The organism is Candidatus Magnetaquicoccus inordinatus (assembly GCF_004217665.1).
Taxonomy (GTDB): Bacteria; Pseudomonadota; Magnetococcia; order Magnetococcales; family Magnetaquicoccaceae; genus Magnetaquicoccus; species Magnetaquicoccus inordinatus.
The window spans coordinates 1-3,327 of the sequence record NZ_RXIU01000294.1 but is presented as its reverse complement, the minus strand read 5'-3'; the positions used below and the strand labels follow the sequence as shown (position 1 = coordinate 3,327).

At 60.0% G+C, this 3,327-nt stretch carries 4 protein-coding genes; all 4 read left to right on the top strand.

Annotation, left to right across the window (positions count from 1 at the left end):
• On the top strand, nt 1-978 hold a 978-nt coding region (locus EJP87_RS14820), incomplete at its 5' end, for a cytochrome c biogenesis ResB family protein (RefSeq protein WP_130472635.1).
• Nucleotides 979-981: 3 nt separating this feature from the next.
• Nucleotides 982-1,806 (top strand): cytochrome c biogenesis protein, encoded by an 825-nt coding sequence (locus EJP87_RS14815; RefSeq protein WP_227657669.1) that lies wholly within the window; start codon nt 982-984, stop codon nt 1,804-1,806.
• A gap of 4 nt (nt 1,807-1,810) precedes the next feature.
• Nucleotides 1,811-2,413, top strand: a complete 603-nt coding sequence (locus EJP87_RS14810) for a hypothetical protein (protein ID WP_130472634.1) — start codon at nt 1,811-1,813, stop codon at nt 2,411-2,413.
• Between the two features lie 16 nt (nt 2,414-2,429).
• Entirely contained in the window at nt 2,430-3,245 is an 816-nt protein-coding gene (locus EJP87_RS14805; RefSeq protein ID WP_130472633.1) for a cytochrome c3 family protein, read from the top strand.
• The last annotated feature ends 82 nt before the right edge of the window (nt 3,246-3,327 follow it).

The following is a 3,327-nucleotide window of genomic DNA, read 5'->3' as shown; positions in this document are numbered from 1 at the left end:
GGATTGGATACCGCATTGGCTTGGCTGGCCTCTCTCCGGCTGACCATTCTCTCCCTGGCTCTGCTGGTGGGGGGGGGTCTGCTGGTGCTCCGTCTGGGGGTCGCGCCCACCCTGGTGTTGGCCGTCCCTTTCTCTCTGTTGGGTATCAATCTGGTGGCGGTCCTCTTTTTTACCGCTGCCTTCCGCCGTCGGATGGCCCTGCAGGTGTTTCACTTGGCACTGTTGGTGATCGTGCTGCTGGCGGCCTTCTCCCGGTTGACCTATTTCAAGGGGCAGTTTGAACTGTCGGCGGGGGAGCGGTTTGCGGGCAGGCTGTTGGCCTCGGAACAGGGACCCTGGCATCTCAACACCCTGGATCAGATCGATTTTATCAATGAGGCGGTGGATGTGGATTTTGCGACCGGCGGTGTGCGGGGGCCAACCCGCAACACCATCCGCTGGTTCGATGCCCGGAAGGTGGGCCACCAGGGGGTTATCGGGGACAATATCCCGCTGGTCGTTCAGGGCTATCGCATCTATCCCAGTCGCCATTTCGGCTATGCCCCGCTCTTTTCCTGGCAGCCCGCTTTGGCCGCCTCTTCGTATCGGGGTACTGTCCATCTGCCGGATCTGAGCCTGGGGCCGGGGGCCTCCAACGATTGGACCCTCCCAGGTACCTCCATTACCGCTCTGGTCATGCTGCAACTGGAACAGCCGGTGCCGGATCTCGCCCGCCCCTCCCGCTTTGTCCGGGGGGTGCCGCATCTCCTGCGGGTGACCCTGCGGGAGGAGAGTCGCGACCTGAAACCAGGAGATGCGTGGCTCCTGCCGGAAGGGACTCTGCTGTATGAAGGATTGGAAACCTGGATGGGATACACCCTCTTTTATGACCCGGCCATCCCCTGGTTGCTGGCCGCTGCCCTGGTGGCGATTGCCAGTCTGCTGCTTCACTTTTTTGGCAAATTTGCCCGCAAACCCTGGTACACGGTGGAACGATAAGCGATGACGACTGCGGTGGATCAGGAACTCCTGTCGTTCTGGCTGGCCCTGCTGCTCTATCTGGCGGCCGGGGTGCTGGCCATCCTGGCGACGCTCCTGGGCAAGAGACCGGCAAAGAGCATCGCCATCCTGTCGCTGGCGGGCATCCTGGCCCATACCCTCTCCCTGGGATTGCGCTGGGAACGGTTGGGGCATGGCCCGTTTGGGACCCAGTTTGAAATTCTCTCCAGCAATGTCTGGAGCCTGATGGTAGCCTTCTTCCTGGCCTTTTGGCGGTTTCCCGTCCTGCGGCCCATGGCGGCGGTTGTGCTGCCCATTCTCTTCATGATGATGGGTTGGATGTTGCTGGCCGATCCCGGCGACAATCTCCTCCCTGCCACCTACAATACCGTGTGGCTCTATATTCATATCGGTTTCGGTAAAATTTTCATGGGTGCCCTGCTGATTGCCGTCGGCTTGGCCAGCGTGATTTTATTGCGGGGGAGTGCGACCGGTTCCCGCTGGTTTGCCTCACTGCCCGGCAACCACAGCCTGGATGAACTGGCCTATCGCTTTCTGGCCATCGGGTTGGTTTTTGACGCCTTGATGCTGGTGGCCGGGGCCATCTGGGCTCAGGCGGCCTGGGGGCGGTATTGGTTCTGGGATCCCCTGGAGACCTGGTCGCTGATTACCTGGCTGCTGCTGGCGGTCACCCTCCATGTGCGCCCGCTCTTTGCCCCCTCTCATCGTCTGACCGCCGGGTTGACCTGGGCCATTTTTATCGTCGCCTTTGTCACCTTTTTTGGCATCCCTTTTGTGTCTCGGGCTCCTCATCAGGGCGTCGTCTGATACCATGAATCCCTCTTCTGTTCCCCCGGATGGGTTGTCTCCCCCCCGTTTGGCACTGCGTTGGCTGCTGTTGGGGGTTGCGGCCTTGTTGGCCTCCAGTCTGTTTGCCGTTATCCTGATTCTGCTCCGTACCGTGGAGTTGGCCTCCTGGCTGGGAGGCCCCCACTTTTTTTCCACCGCCATCGCGCTGCACGTCAACCTCTCTGTGCTGGTCTGGTTTCTGGCCTTTGCCGGGCTGCTCTGGAGTCTGGTGGGGGGCTCCCGGTGGGGGCGGATGGGAGAGGTGGCTTGGTCTCTGGCCTCTCTGGGGACCATACTGCTCCTGCTCTCCCCCTGGATTGCCCTCCCTGCGGACCCGCCGGGCAATCCGGCGGTGATGAACAACTATCTGCCCATTTTGCGCACCCCCCTGTTTCTGGTTGGCCTCTCGCTGTTTGGCTTGGGGAGTCTGTTGTTGACCGTGCGTGCGGTTGTCACTTCTGCCCACCTCCTATACGGTCAAAAAAGGGGATGGGGGAACGGGGGCCAGCACGCTGCGTACTGCGGCGTATGTGACACGGGAATATCAGATCTGCCTCAAGTGCCACTCGGATTATGGGTACAATGACGACAAGCTCTATCAAGTGAGCAATACCCGGCCGCAATTGGGCTCTTTTCTCGGCGGGACCTTCTCCGGTACCAATGGTTTGACCCGCTATACCAACCAGGGAATGGAGTTCGCCGCCAAGGCCAACGATGGGCTGACCGGCGCAGACCAGGGAGAGCCGGGGGGCAACCATGGCTCCTGGCACCCGGTGCTCTTTCCCACGGGACGCACCCTGGCGGTGCGAGGTGGGCTGGGCAACACCATGTGGTTGGCCCCCTGGAACCGGGTCAATACGGATGTCGGCAACCTCACCATGTATTGTTCCGATTGTCACGGTTCCGCCACGGCCAATGGGGTCTCTGCGCCCAACTCCGGCAAACCTTGGGGACCGCACGGCTCCAGCAAAAATTTTATCCTCAAGGGAGATTGGGATCTCAATACCGGTCTCAATCAACAGGATGACCTCTGCTTCAAGTGTCACAACTATACCAACTATGCCACAAGACAGAGCATCAAGAGCGGGTTTTGTTGTGACAAGGACAATAACCTGCACGGTTATCATGCCGACAAGATCACCTCTGGTATCAAGTGTGCCAGGTGTCATGCGGCGGTACCCCATGGCTGGAAAAACAAGGCTTTTCTGGTCAACCTGAATTCCGTGGGGGCGGAGGGCGGGCAGCCTGCCAATACCAAGGTGGGTACCGCATACAGCAAATTTACCCAGGCTCCCTATTACCTGGATGCGGCGTTGCGGATCGTCAACTGGAAGAAGAGTGGGAGTTGGCTGGCAGCGGATTGTGGCTGGTCCGGCACCAACAACGATGTCAACTGGATGAAGAGTACCTGTAAATAACCGTCGGATTGGATACCGCATTGGCTTGGCTGGCCTCTCTCCGGCTGACCATTCTCTCCCTGGCTCTGCTGGTGGGGGGGGG

Bases quoted from the DNA above. Each gene is read 5' to 3' on its own strand.
- EJP87_RS14815 (WP_227657669.1), top strand. From the start codon at position 982: ATGACGACTGCGGTGGATCAGGAACTCCTGTCGTTCTGGCTGGCCCTG.
- EJP87_RS14810 (WP_130472634.1), top strand. From the start codon at position 1,811: ATGAATCCCTCTTCTGTTCCCCCGGATGGGTTGTCTCCCCCCCGTTTG.